Origin of the sequence: Tolypothrix bouteillei VB521301 (assembly GCF_000760695.4) — a bacterium.
Classification (GTDB): domain Bacteria; phylum Cyanobacteriota; class Cyanobacteriia; order Cyanobacteriales; family Nostocaceae; genus Scytonema; species Scytonema bouteillei_A.
Genome location: NZ_JHEG04000001.1, coordinates 8,435,547 through 8,448,578, shown reverse-complemented (window position 1 = coordinate 8,448,578; position 13,032 = coordinate 8,435,547). Strand labels below are relative to the sequence as shown.

The window sequence follows — 13,032 nt, the reverse complement described above, 5'->3', positions numbered from 1 at the left end:
CTCTATAAGACTTGTGTACACCACCGCAGCTGAGGATAAGGGGGAACTAGGAAACCCCAGTCCCCTTTCCCTAATCTCGATTTATCGAGCCCGAGGAGGTACTTGATAATAACCTTCTGGTGTTTGAGTCACAGGTCTAACTGTCTTTTCAGTTCTCTGTTGAGTTGAATTTAAAAACTCTTTTGTGCTGCGAGGAAGAGACTCATCTAAATTGAGCTTTTCACGAACATTATCAGCAGCATCTTTCAAAGGATTTCCAGAATTCTGGGAGTAGCGATCGCTATTGCTATAGTTACGGCTATAGTTATCTGCGTTGGGTGTTGATTTGTAATAAGTCCCTTCTGGGGTTGTCACGTTGTCACCCAGATTGCGGGTAGCATCGTTAACATTGCGAGATACCGTGCTGCGGACGTTATCAGCAGTTTGTTTCAGATTTTGTCTGGCATTTTCAATCAGATCGTTGCCATTTCTGTTGTTATTTGTATTACCCGCATTGTTGTTATCAATAGTTCTGAGCCTGTCAGTACCGTTAACATTGCGTGCTTCTCCGGGTACTGCTTTATAGTAAATACCCTCTGGACTGGTTACGGTTTGATCGGCTTGTGCTTGCAGTGTACCGTAACCAAAAGCTTGCATGACAAAAAAGGTCAATGCTACTAAAAAAACTGTCAAAATTTGATGTAAGCGTTTCATCAATTTCCTCCTATACAATCAGAACTTGGTTGGTAGTTAGCGGTCAGTTGTTAGTTGTTATGAGAACGATTAACGACTAACCATTAACCACTAACAAACTTTATGGTTTCAGCAGAACTTTGACACAGTTATCTTTCTTATGCTTAAACAGTTCAAAGCCCTGCTTGGCTTCCTCTAGGGGTAAGCGATGACTGAAAACAAGGGATGGATCGACTTCGTTATTAAGAACTCGGTCCACCAACATGGGCATATATTTCTGACCGAACATTTGCCCCATTTTCCAAGTTAGGGCTTTGTTCATTGCTGCACCCATGGGAATTTTGTCTACAAATCCCGCATAAACACCCATAATTGACAAAATTCCACCTTTTCGACAAGCCAAAATCATTTCACGCAACACGTGGGGGCGATCGGTCTCTAACCTGATTGCTTGTTTGGCTTCATCGTAAAATCCTTCTAAACCCATACCGTGTGCTTCAAGCCCAACAGCATCAATACAAGCATCAGCACCGCGTCCGCCAGTCATTTCTTTGAGAGCATCGCCTGCACTGATTTCTTCATAGTTAATAGTTTCTGCATTGGCAAATTCTTGAGCCATGTGGAGCCGTTCGGGAACTCGATCGATAGCAATCACTCTTTCTGCACCCAACATATAGGCGCTTTTCATAGCGAATAAACCTACAGGACCAGCACCCCAAACGGCTACGGTGTCTCCCGGAGAAATATTGCACATTTCTGCTCCCATATAACCTGTGGGAAAAGCATCAGAAATAGGCAGTATTTTCTCATCAGGAATCCCTTCCGGAACTTTTACAGCACCGTAGTCAGCAAACGGGACTCTTATGTATTCGGCGAAAGCTCCTGCATAACCACCGAAAGCGTGAGAATAGCCAAAAATTCCAGCCGTACCAAAACCAAATAACTTATCATTGATCCAACCGTTGGGGTTGGAATTATCACACAGCGACCACTTCTGTTGTTGACAGTAGTGACACTGACCGCACCCGATGATTGAAGAGACTACAACGCGATCGCCCTTTTTCAACTTCTTAACTTCACGACCGACATCAACGACTTCTCCCATAAACTCGTGACCGATGATGTCACCTGCTTTCATCGTTGGGATGTATCCGTCATATATATGCAGATCGGAACCGCATATAGTTGCTGATGTAATTTTGAGAATCGCATCACGGGGGTTAAGAATTGTTGGATCTGGTACATTCTCTACCCGGACATCATTAGCACCGTACCAACAGACTGCTTTCATAGGAATTATGAATTATGAATTGGGAATTGATAAATTATGAATGATAAATTCTGAATTATTTTTTCTTTTCAGCATTCATCATTCATCATTCATAATTTTTCTAGCCTTTTCCTCGAGGTTGTCCCTCTGTGGTAGCAATTTCGCCTGCTTCCATCAACATTTTGAAACGACGCAAATCATCGCCAATTTGTTGTTCTGGTTCTTCACCAAAGAGTTTAGCAAAAGTTGCTGTTAGCGCTCCACCCGGTGGAAAATATTCAATCACAACCTTGACTTCAGTCCCCCGGTTACCAGGTGCTTGTGTAAAGCGGACAAAACCAGAGTTATCGATATCTGCTCCTTCTACCGAAGCCCAAGAAATAAATGAATTTTCCCGGTCTTCTAAAATTTCTGCATCCCATTCCACGCTTCCACCTAAAGGTGCAGTGGCTATCCAATGAGAACGTTTTGCATCGTACACCTTTACGGATTTGAGATGCTTCATAAATCTGGGCAGATTTTCAAAGTCATGCCAGAAACGATAAAGTTCATCTACTGGCTTATCAATAGTCACAGTCTTTTCAACTTTAATCGCTTGTTGAGTCATGCCTATTGCTTGTTGTGCTTGTTGAAGCGTACTTTGCTTTGTAGCACCCTGATAAATCAGACCGCCACCTGCTACAGCCATCAATACCCCTCTCAAGGAACGCTGACTTAAACCCATTAATACCATTGCACCACCGCCAAGCAACGAAGCCCAGCGTTCGGTTTCACTAGCTTCTGCTTTACTTTGATTTTGCTTATTTTCTGATATAGACGCCATGTTATTACTCTCCTTAACAAAATGTATAGACGTGTTATGACCCGTCTGTACAAACGAACCATCCAGGCGCAAAGCTCCCCTCCTAAACCATTTACGCTATCTTTGCGCCTATGGTTCGTTCCACAAAAACCTACATCGACACGGCTGCTCCTGTAGTCGGCTTCGCTGGCTTAACTCCTGCACCCATCCGCGCCCGATACAAGTCTACTAGCCGTTGCTCGTATGTCCGTAAGTCATTGTGGATTTGTGTAAAAATGGCAGTTGAAACAGGATCGGTCGTTGCTGCCATTAAAGCTCCAATATCACCTATACCAGTTTGTACGTCACCTAAAGCGCTACGCAATTGGTATATATCATCGCTTCCCGTAAGGGCAGTTTTTACTTTTGCATATTGGTTAGCGATGTTTGCAGTCAAGGAAGGCTTTTCACCCAAGCGATCCAGACGTGCTTCTAAGATGCTAATATTACGCTGTTTGCTACCTGCCATTTCTTGAAAGACAGACTTCACTTGTGGATCTGATTCTTTCTGGGTGTAATTTTCCAGCGCTTCTAAAGAGTAACGCTCACCAGCAAGAGCTGTATTCAAAGCTTTGACAATATCACCTTTAGTAGAACCGCCCCAAGCATCAGCAAGTTTCCACCATTCAGCTGTTGTGTCCCTTTCATTTGGCAATGCGGCATCTTTACCACCATATCCCAAACGGCTTAAAACAGCTGTGGTAAAAATAGCTAAGTCCCCAGGTTGGCGTGAAGTAATTAAGTTACCATCTACGACTAACGGGTCATCTACGTATTTAGCACCCGCATTAATCATGTCTCTGCTAATTGCCAAAAAGCCAGTAGCTTGCTTACCTCGAAGCAAATCCCCTTCAATCAAAACTTGAGGACCGTGACAAACAGCTGCTACGATTTTTCCTTGCTGCACAGCTTCTTGCACAAACCTAACAGTGTTAGGATTGCGACGCATTTTATCAGGAGCCATACCTCCAGGGATCACCACAGCATCAAATTCAGATGCGATCGCCTCTGCTGTGGTACCATCAGGCTGCTTGGAAAGCTTACCTTGCTTGCCTTTGTAACTTTCATTCATACGAGCACCAAGGACAACAACCTCCATTCCAGCTTGTTTCAGAGCGTTGTATGGAACTTGGAACTCCGAATCCTCTACATAGTTTTCAATGAGAATAGCTACTCTTTTTTTTCCAGAATGATTGTTATGTTGTACCATGAGATTTCCTTAGTAAATTTATAAAAGAGCCAATAGCCGATCGTTAATTGCAAATTGCAAATTGTAATTTTTCCTTAGCCCTTCCTTGTATCTCCTCACGCAGACGCTCTCGCTACAGGCGGGACTCACCATTAGCCATTAGCCATTAGCCATTAGCCGCACTCATTGGTGAAGAGGGAAACAGTTCTGCATAGTCATTTGAGAAATTAGCCTGAAAATCCTCAAACTCGCCAGGTGTGACAGCGTTTTGCAATACTGTGAATACAGCACGAGTGTGTGTTACCGCAGCAACTGGATCTACACCTTCTTTCTGACTCACTCGGGAAATAAACTCCTGCATTGAAAAAGTTTGACCGTTTTCACCTTCACGTCCGTGCAAGTACTCCCCTAGTTCCTTTGGTAACTGAGATGCTAAATCTTTTGCCTCGTCTCCAACTATACGCTCTTTGATAGTTTCTAGTGTTGCACGAGTTGCACGTTCTGCGTCCTCACGAGAACTTAGTTGAGCAACACTCTGAACGTGTTTGATAAATTCACCATATTTCATTGTTTACCTCCAATACTGACTGCAATTACTGATACAAGCAGGCTCTAATTCTATACCAAGTAACTTAAACTGTATTTTTAAAATCTTTTAATGAATATAAGAGTCATTTTAGAAAATGGTTAGGAATCATGAGTTGGGGATGAGTATTGTAAGCATACCCCAAGTCATAAATCCTAACTCCCTTATCACTCGACCATGAATTCATTGCTTTCATTATTACGCTGAAATTGCTGGGTTTTCTTCGTTCTTTTGGGATATATGCTTTTTATCTCTAAAGTGATACATTTATTTTTTGCAATTTTCTCTCTATACTGCTTAGATTCTTTCTTGCTTGCCTGAAGATTAATATTTGAATGAATTACAAAGGCGAGCGAGTGCGTTACAAAGAGCAGTTGTCGTCAGGGTTCTCCCCACTGTTCGCGTACAGCCCTTGCGGACAAATGCAAAACGTGTGTATTGTACATAGCGTCTCAGTTCTTGAGATAGCGCAAAGGACACGAAGAATCTTTGGATTTTGTGTAAATAAATATACTTTTTTTTCTTTATTCAAAGGAAGGAGTTATGAGTTAAAACTTGGAATCAATTGAAAGAAGTTATTGAATCCCAACTTTTTACCCATAACTTTTGTGAAGTGACCATATCATATATAAAAACTATGTTTATCTCCTCAGATTTGCTTCATACCAAAGGATGATATTTTGAAGTTTTTATTACCTCTAAAGTAGTAAATCTTTTGGCTGACAATTCCAGATAGAGAACGCGTTATCGTGAAAATGCACCAAAAAATAGGAAAGTTATGGTAGAAGAAAATTCAAATCAAAACTTTGACACAGATGATTTGCCACAAGTCGTCACTGAATCCTACGGAACTGGTGTCAAAGACTTACCGGGGTATAATATTGGCATTGGCGATCGCAACGACGGGTATGATGATATAGGTAACGTAGAAGCGAGCCCAGAAATAACAGGGGGAGATATAGATGCTCGTTGGGATTTGGAAGCAACAGTAGGGGATGAGGCTGTTGGTGGTACAGTTCCCACACCCGACCAAGATATTGTAGATGACCTTGGCGCTGCTGTAGGCATGGAAATGGACGATAGAGCCTATCTCCGGACAGTAGATATTTTCGAGCAACGCGATGACAGTCGTTGGGAGCTAGATCCCATGTCTTCAGAAGATTATCGGCAAAGGGGAGTAGAGGGAGAAGAAGGACAGATGAGAACACCAGATAGTGTTCGAGATGACGATTTACAAAGTTCTCGTTCCCTTTCCGACCCTGCAACTTTCCATCAGGAAATACCAACTCTTAATAATGAAGTCTAAAAATATAGAATTCATTATTAAATTGGTCATTAGGGAATTGCAAAAAATAAATTATTAGAAAGGCTACGGTTTGCAAATTCAATGCTTTCCCCTAAAAGAATGTCCGAAAAGTTTTTGGGGAGGTATCAAAGTTTGACACAGCCCCTTAAATCCACGCCATGTGCTACAAGTTGGGAAAGCATACGCGGCAATAATCGCTCATGGGGGAACTTCCCAAGACTGCGTTGCCTTACTACTACAGTAGCGCCCTTTAAAAAGGGGGACTTTGAGTATCCTAGCCCTGGCTTTTTAAGCTACGGTGGTGTACAGATCTCTATAAAAGAGATGAAACATCGTGAAAAGGGAGAATTGGTATTAAGTGCCCCCCTTTTTTAAGGGGGGTTAGGGGGGATCGAAACCGCTTTTAATGCATTTTAGAAGACTTGTGTACACCACCGTAGCCTTTTTCAGGAGGGCTAGGGGTCTCACAGGGCTTCATCTGTATAACCGCGATTTCTCATTGCCAAAACAAGTATTAAATAGGGCCTATCAGGCATCCTCTTAGAGAATCTAAATAAAATCTGATATTTTAAAAAACATCCTCTTAGGAATTAAAAATTACGGATTTTAGATGAGAGTTTATGTTTGCTTATTATCTAATCCTTAAGCATTAATTGCTGTCTGAACGCAATTTTGAGCGTGGAATTCTTGAGAAACATCTCCAGCATAGGCTATAGCTTTACCAATGTAGTGCTTGATGGAATTAACGACATCCTCAATCGGATCGTCAATAAGTCCGTTGACAACCACTGATGCACCTTCTTTAGCAAATTTATGAGCAATAGCTTCTCCAATACCAGTGCCAGCACCCGTAATAATTGCTACTTTACCCTCTAAGCCTCTATCCATGATAAAACCTCCTTAATTAATTTAATTGATTGTTAGTGGTTAGTAGTTACGAAAACCACTAACCTTTAACAACCAATTGTTCTTCTCTTTGATTTACATACATCTGTCTTCAGTGGGGTTAAACATCAAATTTAACTTTGATAGCGTGAAGCATGAAAGTTTTTTGCAATCGGAGAAGATTATGACCTTTACTCAAACTAACGATCCTAATGTTCGCGAACACGTTCAAGCTTTTCGGAGTTTACCTGTAGATGAACAATTAGCTTTGTTCTGGTTTGTTTATAAAGAAATGGGCAAATCTATAACTCCAGCCGCTCCAGGAGCAAGTACAGTTTCTGATAGTGTTGCTGAAGGGTTATTCAATCAAATTAAAGCGCTACCTCACGACGAACAGCTACAGTTTCAGCGCGATTTGATTAATAATGCAGATAATCAATACAGCCGGATGTATGGCTCTATGAGCGATACTACAAAGTTACTATTTTGGTATCGCTTAGCTCAAGGCATGGAAAATGCAACTATTGTGCCCATGCCTTCTGATTACAAGCTTTCTTCACAATCACAAGACTTGCTGAATAGACTGAAGCAAGTTGAATTTGAGCAGCAAATGAACATTTTCCGCGATTACGTCTCCCCCATGGGAGCTGAACCAAAAGCAGGTGCTGAAGTTTAGTGTCTAGCTGAATAAAACAGAGATAAGCACAGAGTAGAAATTGAATCTTCTATTCTGTGCTTATCTCTATTGAAAATCACTTAAGTAGTTGCACCCAAATTATAGCCGTCACGCCTTTAACTTGATTTTTTCTATTTTTTTAATTTTATCAACTTATTTGCATCTCTCTTTAGGTAGGTATCAAAATTGAATTTTTCAGATCATTATCTATCTTTTAACAGTGATTTTGTAACAAATTGAATCTTTAACCTTAAAGGAGCTAAGGCAAAGAAAAGTAAACACTTTTAGTCAATTTGACACAGTATTCTCAGCAGAAAGCTCTGTACAAGTGAAATTTTGTCAAAATTGCATCTTCACACCCATTGAAAAACTGGGTTTCTGGCAACTCGGAAAATAAGGATTGGGGATGAAGGAATAGAGACTAGAGACTAAGAACTAGAAACTAAGAAATTAATTCCCAATTCCCAAGTGCCAATCCCCACACCCGTTCCACATTTCCATACCACTTAGGAACCCATTAGGAGATTCTTGATATGACATCTACAAACATCAGACCAGTACAAGAAGCTGCATCTGCGTTCAAAAGTTTGATTGTTGACGATCAACTTGCAGTATTAGCGTCTTTTTACAAACAAATTGCTGATGCAGTTCCTGCTGATGCAGCAAGTGCTTTACCAACACAAGATGCTAATAGCTTAATATCCCGAATTCAGCAACTGTCACCAGAAAATCAGCTATCAGCTTTACGCGAATTCTTATCTACAGAAAGAGGAGATAAGGATGCTAGCGTACTCGACCCCCATCCCAGCAAAGCATTGGCTGAACTTGTAACTGGCAATGACACAAAAATTCCCGCTCATACTTATGACTCATTAGGTGCTGAAGGTAAGATTGCTTTCTGGTATTTGCTAGCAGGAAAACTAGGAAATGGTTTTGTTGGTATTCCTAATGGTACTCAACTCACTCAAGATGCTACAGAAGTATTAACTGCACTTCAGTCTCTTAAAACGGATGAAATAGTTTCTTTCCTGAAGCTGGTTGTGTAATGACTGCAATTTTGCACTGTTAACGGCTGTTATAGGGTGGGGACTGCTTACCCTATAACAGTCTTTTGAGTTTAAGGTATAAGGAGGCTTTATGGTAACACAAAGTACTTCAACCAGAAGTAATGCCATTAAAAGGAAACACCTTGTTTACAGTCTAATTACTGGTTTGTTCATTGGAGCGATCGCAGGTGCGCCTTTCGGCTGGATTGCCTATCGATATTACTATCAACAGCGTCTGGCTCAGTTTTTACTTTGTCGGGAACAAAATAGAAACCAGCCAGCCGCCTATGTAGATTCTATTTGCGGGCGCTCTTTTTAAGGATTCTAACTTTATTCAAATACCATCATTCACCTTTCTTGTTGTTATAGCAGATTATTGGAAAAACTATATCAGGTCTTATGTTATCACCCCCAGAAACTACCGAACGCCAAACCAGTCAACCATCTGCACCGAAATCCAAACAAATCCCACTTTTTAGGCAGATACGGGGAGCGATTGTATTATTTGCCCTCTTTATTTTTATTGGGTTCTTCGCATACCAAATTGACCTTGTACTTCCGGGAACACCCAGTATCAACAATACATACACGCCTCTGAGCCACCCTACAGAGCAGGAAATAGGTTCTTATGATGTACTGGGTAAAGTTGTTAGTAAAGCTGAAGCAGACAGTTTACTAAAAACAGAAGAAGGGAAACAGCAACTTGCAGCAGATAATGGTGCTGTTGCGATTACAGAAGATTTAATTGCTCTTGGACGAAAATCTTTTTATAAAGAAACTTTTGGAAACGAAATTTTCTTTACTGATGTCACTGGTATTCTAAATGGTCCCTTAAATCTCGTCAATTTGACAAAAGCCATATTATCTCTTAAAGGTCAACCTACAACGAATCTTCAAGTGACCCTGGACAGAGATATGAAAGTCGGCGATCGCAATTTCAAAAAGGGCGATATTCTCAATACCGGGCTTGATATACCTGCCAACTCTCTCATTCCTCTAGGAATGATTACTCATATTAATAAGGGTAAAATTCGAGTTGGTATTACTTGTGCGGCATGTCATGCCACTGTAGATAAAAAGACCGGACGTATCCTTGAAGGCGCACCCAATAACGACTTAGATACAGGCTTAATGCTGGCATTAGCCAGTAATTCAGCATCATGGTTCCGGCAAACAGGTGTGAATCCTTTGACGATTTCTCGTGGCGAACACACATACATTAAATCTGACGGTAAAGAAGGGCGTTTACCAGATGCTAAAGCTTTAGAATACGCGGTTGACAAGCAATTACTAACTTGGGCTCCAGGGAACTTTGATTCAACGCCTGACAATCACAACAATCCCTCCCAAAATCCATCTTCCTACACCTTCGGTGCGTATCCCTACGGCTGGAGTGGTAATGCTGCCATTGGTTGGTTCCACGGGTTGACAACACTCAACAGCAACGTTCATGGAACAAACTCAGATCAGACCTCAATTGCTGATGCAAGTCAGCAACTTCTGGGCATTGATAAAGAAACTTTCTTGGGTGTTATGCTGCAAAATGCTGCCAATCCAATGTTTAAGTTGCCACAAGGTGCTAAACCATCAGAATTTTTCCAGAAAAATGACCCCACTCCCGGTACACCTAATATTAATGAAGTGATTAAAATGCCGGGTTACCCCAAGGGCTCGCCTTTCATCCTTGATGGATTGATGGCAAATTCACCTGGATTTCCGGTAGCAGCACAACTCAACGGCATGTCAGCCTATCAAAACTCCTTAGTACCACCTCCTGTAGAAACCAGAGATATCAATGCCGTACAGCATGGAGCGGCGATCTTCACACGGGCTGGATGCGTTGAATGCCATAGCGGACGGTATTTTACAAACAATCACGTAATTGCAGAGCAAGAAATCAAAACACAGCCTTCACGGGCTATGGCGCAAGCACCTGTTGCTCGCAATTTCATAGCCCCACAAACCTATCCCAGCAACGTGCAGGTTCCCCTCCCAGAGAATCCACCCGTACTGAACGTTCCTACAGACATTACCTCAGAGAAAGACTTTAAACTTGCCTTTGCGATCGGCAATTCTGGCGGTTATAAAGTTCCCAGCTTAATTGGATTGAACGTTACCGCGCCCTATTTACACGATGGTGGTGTTGCTGCAGGACCGGAAGCCCTCAAGGTAGATAAAAATGGTTACGACATTGTCAATCAAAACCAGTTAGGTATACCGGGGACATTATTGAGTAACATACTACCAGAACCGAGAGCAAGTTTGCGAGTCCTGATAGATCGCAACTTACGCAGGCAAACCGTTTTAGCCAACCGTGCCAATTCCGACTTGCAAGAATCTAATGCAGATGGTAGCGGTCACAACTACTGGGTAGACAAACAAGCTGGTTTTTCTACTCAAGATCAAACCGATCTTATAGAGTTTCTTCTGTCATTAGATGACGCTCCTGACGTTGTGCCAACGCAAAAAGCTAACTAAGTGGTAACCGAACACTAATAAGTGGTTACGCTTCAGTGTCATTTGGAACAAGTGAAGAGTCAGAAAAACACTCCTGTGATTGGAAATCACGGCTACACAAACTAAGCCTGCCTCCGCAGGCTATACATTATAGTCCACGTAGGTGGTGAGTCCAGCGCTGCAGGTGGGAAACCCACCTGCAGCTGTTGCAAGCGTGCGAACTTGCATTACTCATCGCCATATAAAAGCCACTTTGAACGCGATTGCGTGGCAAACAAATGTCAACCAAGTCACCCACCATAGCAGATTGGTGTTCCGAGCGCAGATGGCGTTCTCGCTCAATATGCAGGGTTAAATTATCCTTGATTACTGCCAGAGTGCCATCCGCCTCTTGTCTGAGCACTCTCCAGCCTGGGTCAAAGTAACCCGATCCCCGATTACTATTATGCAATTGCTCGTAGAATTTCAGATCGACTCCCTGGAATTGGTTGTTCTCCAAGTTTTGCTCGGGTCTTAACTGACTTGAATCAGCTTCTGCTACTAAAGCTTTTCGGAGGGAGCCATTATAGTAAATCCCATATAAAAAACTCCGTAATTGCAAACTACGATACTTGGTTTGAAGCTGTAATAGCAGATGCTGAAAGCGAGCAACAACATCGGGTGGAAGCTCTAAGGGTTTGTAGTCGGGATGCCGAATACAGAAGTTAGACTCGAGCTGCACTTTACTAGCAATATCTTGAAGTGAGTTTAACACCCGATTGCCCGATGAATTGAGTGATTAAGTTAGCTGAGAATCTAGCAATTGCATCACGATCTTCCCCTAAAAGCATTTAAGTAAGAGCAGGCTGCAAGCCCGTAATTTCAGATGTGGCAGCCCCAAACACTGTCGGCATAAATTGCTCTGGACTGCAAAGTAAACCTTTTGCCACTTGAAGCATACAAATTCCTGTATTTCCAAAGGTTTTGCGGTGCTGAAGTGTTGCTTGAATGTGCAAAATCAAGGCGAGACCGGAAAACTGCATCACTCTCTTTAAAAACGTAGGACAATACTTTACGATTTCTGGAAAATTAACGAAGTAAGTACTCACAAGAGCAGCGATCGAAGGTTGGAGGTATTCAAGCGGTATAACTGCCATGCGTAAAGAGTCTTCAATATCAATGGATTTACTCACTACTAAGCTTTTTAACCAAAGTAGCAGATAACTGCCGACAGTTATAACCGCCACTCTTAAAATCACGAAACATTTCTTCTATATCGAATCTTCTTTTATAAGCTGCGATACGCCTTTAGGCGTTAAGCTTTGCTTATCGCCACTGACAAAGTCACTAAATTTGTAACGAGAAACCACCCTTCTTTTGGAGCCATTCCTTGAATTTTACGTTTCCATTTACCAGCCACATTGAAATGGCTAAATCCTTTTTGTTTAGTCACCCTAACTCCTTGTAAAAACAAAGAAATTCCTGGACATAAGCCTAAATCATTTAATTCTTTCCAAATATTATGTTGAACTTCAATAAATTCATTCTTTTTCAAACGAAGACAAAAAGATAGACCCTGCTCTCTGAGCCAAGTTGCTAGTTTAATTGAACAAAATTCTCGGTCTCCTAATACGCAAATTTTATAACCTTTAAACAAGGGTAAGACTTGAGATATCAACGTTTTTTGTTCATCAATGTTGCTACTTCCTAACTTGGATAAGAGATCGAAGTATATAGGAAAGGCTCTTTTATCCCAAACGATGCTAATTACAAATAAATTAATGCAACCCCATGCAGTGCGATCGATGACTACATAAATTATTTCGTCCGGTTGAAAATATGCTGACAACCATGTAGTAACAATTGGAAACCAGATCTTTTCAATCGTTAGGAAGGGTAATGACAAAAATCTTTGTAGTTTCTTTCTTCTGCTTTCAAATAGAATGGGAATTGGTAGAGCCGTTGCTATAGCTTCTAAACTCACTTTTTTAATTGACTGTAAAACATTAATTAAAATAGTGAACAACAAGTATTCCGTTGGGCTAAATTGATTTTTTAAATGTGTTTGATAGAATGGAGGTAACATTGTCATTAGATAGGTATTGTTGACAAAAGTAGACCTATC

At 41.4% G+C, this 13,032-nt stretch carries 12 protein-coding genes and 2 pseudogenes; 5 read left to right on the top strand and 9 right to left on the bottom strand.

What is annotated here, in order from left to right; genetic code table 11:
* Positions 1-81 precede the first annotated feature (81 nt).
* The 5 genes from HC643_RS34615 to HC643_RS34595 form a co-directional block, all read right to left on the bottom strand.
* The gene (locus tag HC643_RS34615; protein WP_038083017.1) at positions 82-693 is read right to left on the bottom strand and encodes a hypothetical protein; all 612 of its coding nucleotides are present in this window, start codon (positions 691-693) and stop codon (positions 82-84) included.
* Positions 694-793: 100 nt separating this feature from the next.
* Positions 794-1,963 (bottom strand): zinc-dependent alcohol dehydrogenase, encoded by a 1,170-nt coding sequence (locus HC643_RS34610; RefSeq protein WP_038083018.1) that lies wholly within the window; start codon positions 1,961-1,963, stop codon positions 794-796.
* 100 nt (positions 1,964-2,063) lie between these two features.
* Positions 2,064-2,765, bottom strand: a complete 702-nt coding sequence (locus tag HC643_RS34605; protein WP_038083019.1) for an SRPBCC family protein — start codon at positions 2,763-2,765, stop codon at positions 2,064-2,066.
* 130 nt (positions 2,766-2,895) lie between these two features.
* On the bottom strand, positions 2,896-3,993 hold the full coding sequence (locus tag HC643_RS34600) for a DJ-1/PfpI/YhbO family deglycase/protease (protein WP_038083020.1): 1,098 nt from the start codon (positions 3,991-3,993) through the stop codon (positions 2,896-2,898).
* Positions 3,994-4,138: 145 nt separating this feature from the next.
* Entirely contained in the window at positions 4,139-4,540 is a 402-nt protein-coding gene (locus HC643_RS34595) for a DUF2267 domain-containing protein (RefSeq protein WP_038086936.1), read from the bottom strand.
* Positions 4,541-5,336: 796 nt separating this feature from the next.
* Between HC643_RS34595 and HC643_RS34590 the strand changes: the two are divergent.
* A pseudogene (locus HC643_RS34590) lies at positions 5,337-5,735 on the top strand (DUF6335 family protein); the annotation flags it as partial.
* Between the two features lie 771 nt (positions 5,736-6,506).
* Here HC643_RS34590 and HC643_RS34585 read toward each other — a convergent pair.
* Positions 6,507-6,752 carry an SDR family NAD(P)-dependent oxidoreductase gene (locus HC643_RS34585; protein WP_038086930.1) on the bottom strand — a complete coding sequence of 82 codons (246 nt, stop codon included), beginning with the start codon at positions 6,750-6,752 and terminating at the stop codon, positions 6,507-6,509.
* Between the two features lie 181 nt (positions 6,753-6,933).
* Between HC643_RS34585 and HC643_RS34580 the strand changes: the two genes are divergently transcribed.
* From HC643_RS34580 to HC643_RS34565, 4 genes are all read left to right on the top strand, one after another.
* Positions 6,934-7,425 carry an orange carotenoid protein N-terminal domain-containing protein gene (locus tag HC643_RS34580; protein WP_038086958.1) on the top strand — a complete coding sequence of 164 codons (492 nt, stop codon included), beginning with the start codon at positions 6,934-6,936 and terminating at the stop codon, positions 7,423-7,425.
* Positions 7,426-7,958: 533 nt separating this feature from the next.
* Complete coding sequence (locus HC643_RS34575; RefSeq protein ID WP_038086927.1) at positions 7,959-8,471, top strand: orange carotenoid protein N-terminal domain-containing protein; 513 nt, start codon at positions 7,959-7,961, stop codon at positions 8,469-8,471.
* A gap of 91 nt (positions 8,472-8,562) precedes the next feature.
* A complete protein-coding gene (locus tag HC643_RS34570) occupies positions 8,563-8,790 on the top strand; it encodes a hypothetical protein (RefSeq protein WP_038086925.1) in 228 nt (75 codons plus the stop codon).
* Between the two features lie 80 nt (positions 8,791-8,870).
* Complete coding sequence (locus tag HC643_RS34565; protein ID WP_202048682.1) at positions 8,871-10,949, top strand: hypothetical protein; 2,079 nt, start codon at positions 8,871-8,873, stop codon at positions 10,947-10,949.
* A 127-nt stretch (positions 10,950-11,076) separates the two neighbouring features.
* Here the strand turns inward: HC643_RS34565 and HC643_RS34560 are convergent, their stop codons facing one another.
* The 3 genes and pseudogenes from HC643_RS34560 to HC643_RS34550 form a co-directional block, all read right to left on the bottom strand.
* Positions 11,077-11,682 (bottom strand): hypothetical protein, encoded by a 606-nt coding sequence (locus HC643_RS34560; RefSeq protein WP_050046523.1) that lies wholly within the window; start codon positions 11,680-11,682, stop codon positions 11,077-11,079.
* 76 nt (positions 11,683-11,758) lie between these two features.
* Entirely contained in the window at positions 11,759-12,100 is a 342-nt protein-coding gene (locus tag HC643_RS34555) for a hypothetical protein (protein WP_038086922.1), read from the bottom strand.
* 19 nt (positions 12,101-12,119) lie between these two features.
* Positions 12,120-12,993 (bottom strand): annotated as a pseudogene (locus tag HC643_RS34550) (IS4 family transposase); the annotation flags it as partial.
* Positions 12,994-13,032: the final 39 nt, after the last annotated feature.